At 35.5% G+C, this 6,164-nt stretch carries 6 protein-coding genes, 1 other RNA gene and 1 pseudogene; all 8 read left to right on the top strand.

The window, feature by feature from the left end; all coding sequences use genetic code 11:
• Nucleotides 1-97 precede the first annotated feature (97 nt).
• The 8 genes and pseudogenes from rnpB to IPI65_08460 all read left to right on the top strand — a co-directional run bounded on the left by rnpB (nucleotide 98) and on the right by IPI65_08460 (nucleotide 6,161).
• An RNA gene (rnpB, locus tag IPI65_08495) (RNase P RNA component class A) lies at nucleotides 98-474 on the top strand.
• 105 nt (nucleotides 475-579) lie between these two features.
• On the top strand, nucleotides 580-900 hold the full coding sequence (locus tag IPI65_08490; protein ID MBK7441550.1) for a hypothetical protein: 321 nt from the start codon (nucleotides 580-582) through the stop codon (nucleotides 898-900).
• Nucleotides 857-1,165, top strand: a complete 309-nt coding sequence (locus IPI65_08485) for a hypothetical protein (GenBank protein ID MBK7441549.1) — start codon at nucleotides 857-859, stop codon at nucleotides 1,163-1,165. Before IPI65_08490 ends, IPI65_08485 begins: the two co-directional genes overlap by 44 nt.
• Before the next feature lie 34 nt (nucleotides 1,166-1,199).
• Nucleotides 1,200-1,511 (top strand): hypothetical protein, encoded by a 312-nt coding sequence (locus IPI65_08480; GenBank protein MBK7441548.1) that lies wholly within the window; start codon nucleotides 1,200-1,202, stop codon nucleotides 1,509-1,511.
• Nucleotides 1,512-1,679: 168 nt separating this feature from the next.
• A pseudogene (locus IPI65_08475) lies at nucleotides 1,680-2,924 on the top strand (sigma-54-dependent Fis family transcriptional regulator).
• Nucleotides 2,905-3,021 (top strand): hypothetical protein, encoded by a 117-nt coding sequence (locus IPI65_08470; protein ID MBK7441547.1) that lies wholly within the window; start codon nucleotides 2,905-2,907, stop codon nucleotides 3,019-3,021. The pseudogene IPI65_08475 and the gene IPI65_08470 overlap by 20 nt, the downstream one beginning before the upstream one ends.
• A 2-nt stretch (nucleotides 3,022-3,023) precedes the next feature.
• Nucleotides 3,024-3,176: a hypothetical protein gene (locus tag IPI65_08465; GenBank protein ID MBK7441546.1), complete on the top strand. Its 153-nt coding sequence runs from the start codon at nucleotides 3,024-3,026 to the stop codon at nucleotides 3,174-3,176.
• 357 nt (nucleotides 3,177-3,533) lie between these two features.
• Nucleotides 3,534-6,161, top strand: a complete 2,628-nt coding sequence (locus IPI65_08460) for a T9SS type A sorting domain-containing protein (GenBank protein ID MBK7441545.1) — start codon at nucleotides 3,534-3,536, stop codon at nucleotides 6,159-6,161.
• Nucleotides 6,162-6,164 lie beyond the last annotated feature (3 nt).

Genomic DNA, 6,164 nt, shown 5'->3' with positions numbered 1-6,164 from the left:
TAAAATTTGCTGTAATTTGTGCGTTATTAATTAAAAACACATGCTGTTTTTTGAATAAATTAAGTCGATAACAATAAAAACGTTCTTTAAAGAAATTCCTGTAAGCCGTTCTATCGCTTCGCAGTAATGCGGAGAGGAAAGTCCGGATAACATAGAGCACCGCAACACCTAACCGGTGTATCCGCTCAGGCGGGTAACGGAACAGTGCCACAGAAAGTAACAACCCCAAAGTAGACGTCACTGCGTGGCATCACTTCGGAACTAAGAGTGAAAAACGAGGTAAGAGCTCACGGGTATTTATGGTAACATGAGTATCGGGTAACCCTGCGGGTTACAATGTCAAATATGCCGGAGTAAAAGAAAAGCGGCTCTTTTTAATCTTCGGCGGGTAGACAGCAAGAACCTGGTGGTGACGTCAGGTCCAGATAAATGATAGAAACTCAAACAGAATCCGTTTATGAGTTTACAGGGATTTTTTTAATGAACGCACAATAATGCAAATCGGTAACCAAATATTAATTTGCCCTTTATTGTGGTCAGCCTACAAAAGTTGTTTGGGTGCATGGGCACGGACAATGTATGATTTGCAAAACAAATTTTGATGAATGTTGCAGAGGTGAAACTACTGATGAAACATTTAATCAAAAGAAGAAACCGAATCAGAAAAGAAAAATAAAACGAATAATAACACCACTACACAAGATGAAAACAATTAAACCCGCCATTACTTTTTTATTATTAATTATTTCAGGTGCGCTGTTTGCACAAAACCCGGTTACATTTATTCCGCCCGATCCTGCAAAAGGTGGACCAGCAGCGGCGCCGGTAAAAACAGATACCATAATCACCGTTCTTGATGCAGCAAAAAATTATCGCAGAGTGGTGGTATTACAAAAATGATATTATGGTGCAGGATGGTTTGCTGGATTGGAAAATAAAACAGGAAACATGGTATAATTATTCACCTACCGGATTACTCATCAATTTAGCTGAATATGATAACGGTGTTAAATCCGGTATATACATGGAATTCGATAAAGGTGGTGCATTAGTTGCTCAGGAGGCATATAAAAATGATAAATTGGATGGCGAACAAAAAATATGCTTTTGTTCCCCGTGGCAGAATTTTAAAAATCCGTTATTCCTATACAAATGGAAATTATAACGGCACGTGTGCAAAATATACAGATAATGGATAAATGATCTCTCAAATTCAATATAAAGAAGGTGAAAACGATGTTATCACGAAGTGGTATTATACCAATGGAAAAATAGCCATGATGCAAACCTACAGCAATGATATGCTCAACGGCCCGCAAAAAGTTTATAATCAGCAGGGAGGCGTTACCAGCGAAGGTGATTACGTTCAAAATATGAAATCCGGCATCTGGAGCGAGTTTTACGATAACGGTAAACTGAAATCCCAAGGCGCTTACAAAGCTGATGTTAAAACCGGCATTTGGAAATATTATGATGAAAATGGTACTGTAATAAAGACAGAAACTTTCTGAAAAAAACTACAAAATTTCTTTTCTCTGTCCAATAAATTATATTTACCTTCGTTTAGTTTTGTAATAGAACACTATACCTAACTTAAACTTTTTAACAATTAAATTAATTCAACAGCATGCAGGTTTCACGCGCTTTGCAGGCTGTAAGTGAACACTTAAACGAACAGAATGGCTAACATTTTATTAATTGATGACGAAAAAGCATCAGAAAAACCCTCAAGGAAATACTTGAATATGAGGGTTATGTAGTAGACGAGAGGCGGCGATGGTGCCGAAGGCCTTCATATGATTCAGGAAGGTGATTATGATATCGCCCTTTGTGATATTAAAATGCCAAAATGGATGGCATGGAAGTGCTCGAAAAGCACAAATCAGCAATCCTGATGTGCCTTTTATCATGATTTCCGGTCACGGCACTTTAGAAACTGCTGTTGAAGCGGTAAAAGGCGCTTTTGATTGTGTGGCAAAACCACCTGATTTAAATCGACTTCTCATTACCATTCGCAATGCGCTCGATAAATCGAATTTAATTACTGAAACAAAAGTATTAAAGCGCAAGGTTACCAAAACCCGCGAAATAATTGGCGACTCACCGCGATTCAAAAATAAAGAAACTATTGAACGTGTTGCCCCAACCGATGCCCGCGTATTAATTACCGGCGATAACGGAACAGGTAAAGAACTGGTTGCGCGTTGGATTCACGAAAAGTAATCGTGCAAATGGCCCTTTAATTGAAGTAAACTGCGCTGCAATTCCAAGCGAATTAATTGAAAGCGGATTATTCGGTCACGAAAAAGGGGCATTCACCTCTGCCATCAAACAACGTATCGGAAAATTTGAATCTGCTAATGGCGGAACCTTGTTTTTAGATGAAATTGGCGACATGAGCCAAAGTGCTCAGGCAAAGGTTTTACGTGCACTACAGGAAAATAAAATCACCCGCGTTGGTGGCGATAAAGAAATTCCGGTTGATGTTCGTGTTGTTGCTGCAACTAATAAAGATTTAATTAAAGAAGTAGAAAATAATACTTTCCGCCTCGATTTATATCACCGCTTGAGTGTAATCCTCATTCATGTTCCTTCACTTAACGACAGAACTGATGATATCCCATTATTATCAGAACGTTTTGTAAAAGAAATTTGTGAAGATTATGGTGTGCCTAAAAAAGTAATTACACCAAAAGCCATGATGGAAATTATGAACATCAACTTCACGGAAATATCCGTGAGTTGCGAAACGTAATTGAACGACTGGTAATTTTAAGCGAACAAAAATTACGGAAGAAGATGTAATTAATTATGCGCAATCACCTAAAAGCGGTGGCAGCCCGAAAGATTTATACGAACGTTTCGAAAATTCCAGGATTTTAAAGACCATATCGAAAAGAATTTATTTTGCATCGCTTAAATAAAAACGCCTGGAACGTTTCCAAAACTGCAGAAGAACTCGATATTCAACGCAGTCACCTGTATAATAAAATTGAAAAATATAACTTAAAACGCGACTAATCATGTCAAAAAACAAGCTGAAAAAAACAGGCTACTCAGCAGGTAAAAGAAGAATCCGTCGCTTCTACAGCACTCAATATTGTTATCGGAATAATAATAGTAGCTATTATGGCATTAATTATTATTTGGATGATTCGCGATTTGTTGTAAAATAATTATAGCATTTATTTAATCCTGCACTGAGAAGTGCGGGATTTTTTTATATATAATTGAGAATCAAGACATTTAATTTTATATATATAAAATTAAATAAATTATTTAAAAATAAATATTACATACACCATTGAAAAGTACATTAAGTAGGTTAAATTTGATTATAAATCAAGACATATGTATGCCAAATTGACAACATATTTTCTACTAATCTTATTTCGATTATTAAGCAGCTTTGCTTTTGACCTCAAGAACCCTGCCTTATTGTTTCGCCAGCAATAGCGGTATTATTTATTAATAATACTGCGAACATTCCACTTTTACGATACATTTTAATTTAACCACTAAAATTTTAATTTATGAAAAATTTTGTGAAAAACCTATATATATATATATTTGGAGTAGTTATGCTCCTTGGTTTACCTAATTTAGCAATTGCACAATGTTATACAGCTTGTGGAGGGACATGCTCCGCTGCACCTGCAATAACAGGTTACCCTGATTCATGGACCAGTCAACACTATTGTATTACAGATGATTTATTAATTGAAGGTGATTTTACTATTGATGGTGCTACATGTTTAGAAATTGCGGCTGGAAAGGAAATTGTTGTAAAAAATGGCGGGAATTTAACCATAACTGGAACGGCGCAATTATATTCATTAAGCGCATTGTGGAAAGGAATTCGTGTTAGAGCGGGTGGAACTGTAACTATTAATGATGCAACAATTGCAAATGCCTTAATTGGTTTATTAGCTGAAAATAATGGTGGTAGTGAATCATTTTTTACTGTTACGAATGCTACATTTTGTAATAATGAAATAGGGATAAAAGTTCAACCGTTTACTACTGCTGGGGCCATTACTAGTTCAATTGATGATACATATTTTACAGCACCTTCTCTCATTTCGCCAAAATCAGGTGAAGTTGGAGATTATGGCATAGTACTTAATTCTGTAACACCGGCAACACCCTTTTTAATTGGTGATACGTATGATTATGATGATCCTTCAACTACTTTTAATGAATTTGAATCACTTAATGTTGCAATAAGAACTAACAATTCAAATGTAGTTATTCAGGATAATTACATCCATGATTTAATTGGCGCAAATGGTACGCTTACTTCTTTAGGCTCGGAGCCTGCTTCTATTTTTCAAACAGGAATTTATGCAACCGGCTCAGGTGGTAGCGACCATTATTTAAATGTTGGTTCTAATGTAACAGATGGTTATAATAACTGGATAGAAAATGCAGATAAAGGGATTGTAGTAAGTAATCGGATTGATAGTTATATATGGCAAAACAGAATAACCGCCGATTATGAAGAAGAAGGTAACTTTAATATGAAGGTTGGAATATTAGTTGAAAATAATTGTGGAGTTGTAGAAATTAAATTAAACAGAGTAACCAACTTTGAAAAATTCGGTGTAAATATTGACGACAACCCAAATGCTGACCCCCTTTATATTTATGGAAATATAATGGAAGAATTAGTCTCGTTTCATCCTTCTCTAAAACCCATAGGTTTTAATGTAGAAAATAATACACTCAGCGCACCAAATTTTACAATGGAAACCAATGAGTCTATCCATGTTTTAAATGGTCTTGTATTAACTAACATTGAGGCACCACAAATTTTATACAATTCGCTGTATTACGAAGCAACTACGAATACCGGTGGAGCATATGCAGGACATGGATTATTAGCCAGTAATTGCCCTGAAGCTTATATTTATCGAAACTCCACTTATGGAACTAATGGTAGTTACATACCCTACCAGACCGGTTTTTATTTTGAAGAATGTCCCGATTTAATATTAGAAGGTAATAGCACATTTACATCAGGAGTTGGTGTTTTTATGACCAACACCATGACAGGAAGTAATATGTATTGTAATAAATTAGAATACGCTGATATTGGATTTTATTTATTAGATATTGGAGGCGATGCATTTACACCACCAATCGGTCCTGATATTCAGCAACCAACTGGCCCGGGGCCATCAGGTAATTATTGGGAGCCGGCTTCTATAGCTAATCGGGTAACATCATTTGAGGATGTAAGTACAACCGATTGTACTGCAGTTAATTGGAATTTTGAAGATTCAGGGATAGAGTATGATATTCCAGGGGCATTACTTGACCCTATTTTGGGTACATTACCAAACTTTAATGATGTAGGCGGAACAAATTGCTTAGCATACGATGACATGCGATTAAGCGCAGAAATATTAGTTGAAAATTTAGAATCCCAATACTATAATTGGGCCACTAATTTTAACGATAATTTGGTGGTTAGTTCGCCGGAAAGTTGGTTTTTACAATATGGTTTTTGGAGCAAAGTTGCTAAGGGCAGTATAAATTTGGATTTAGTTTCTGAGGAACTACTGCATTTATATGCTGCTATTGAATTAACTAATATTCCATCATTCTTTGATTTGGTAGATGCAATTTCGACTCGAAATTTTGTAAACGCCCAGGATATTCTTACAAACATAACACCTGTAAATGAAATAGAAAATTACTGGCAACAAACAAGTCAAATTTATTTGGATAATATAAATATTGATGGTGTGTTTGAATTGAGTCCGGAAGATCAGGAAAATTTAATAACCATAGCTGATATGGACGGTAAATTAAATGGCCCCGGGGTTTACCAGGCAAGGGCAATGTTAGATACACTCATGCCGAAAAATAATCCGTTAAGTATCGATGTAAGAAAATATTTGCCGAATAGTGAAATCATTGTTGCCCCGAATCCGGCCAGTAACTATATCAATCTGCTTTTTACCGGTAATAATTTAAGTGTTAAGGATATTAATAATATACAAATTTACGATGTAACAGGAAATATTGTTAAAAACCTTACCCAACAGCAAAACAATAGTATTTATGTTGGTGACCTCAAAAGCGGATTTTATATTTTACAAATTACATCAGTAAACAAAAAACCAATAATCCAAAAATTAATTATCGAAAATTAAACA

The sequence above is a fragment of the Bacteroidota bacterium genome (assembly GCA_016706255.1).
Taxonomy (GTDB): Bacteria; Bacteroidota; Bacteroidia; order Chitinophagales; family BACL12; genus UBA7236.
This window is presented reverse-complemented; position numbering and strand designations above follow the sequence as displayed.